Genomic DNA, 618 nt, shown 5'->3' with positions numbered 1-618 from the left:
GGGGGGATTGGTTGCTTAATACTTACATAGTTACATAAGGTGTGCAACTATAGAAGCATGCTAGACTGGGCGCCTTCCCCATGGTGTTTGCATCACATCACCCGGCCAAGTTGCCCTTACCCGTGACCAGCCCCCCATTCAGCCCGTCAGACCTAGCCACGATGAAGGAGCGCGTGCCCGAAGTGGCCGAGTTGCTGCGCTTCATGGCCACTCCCTCCCGCCTGTTGCTGCTGTGCCAGCTCGCCCAAGGTGAAATGACGGTGAGCGGACTGGAGGACGCCACCGGCATCCGACAGCCGGCGCTCTCCCAGCAACTGGCCGAACTCCGCCAACGAAAGCTTGTAGCGACCCGACGGGAATCGCGGTCGATCGTCTACCGCATGGCAGACCCGCGCGTTGCAGCACTGCTGGGCGCGATGCATGGGATCTTCTGTGCGGACGATACATCAACTTGAAGTGGCCTAAGGCGTCTAGAAGGGACGGGCTAGACTCACTGACCTAGGGGAATTTAGGCCATCGGCGTAGTCTGCCCCAAAACCAATTGACCGCAGCAGGCTCGAGGTCTGCTGCGGCCTAGGGATGTTTATCAGGGATGGGGTGGATGTCTGCTTATGGCCG

Annotated in this window: 1 protein-coding gene; it reads left to right on the top strand. The window is 59.5% G+C overall.

Features of this window, described 5'->3' with window-relative positions; all coding sequences use genetic code 11:
• The first annotated feature begins 161 nt into the window (after positions 1-161).
• Complete coding sequence (locus tag AC2A1N_RS13625) at positions 162-455, top strand: ArsR/SmtB family transcription factor (RefSeq protein WP_021202108.1); 294 nt, start codon at positions 162-164, stop codon at positions 453-455.
• Positions 456-618 lie beyond the last annotated feature (163 nt).

It is taken from the genome of Stenotrophomonas maltophilia group sp. SKK55 (assembly GCF_057179845.1).
The sequence above is the reverse complement of the archived record's forward strand: the minus strand, read 5'-3'. Positions and strand labels throughout refer to the sequence as shown.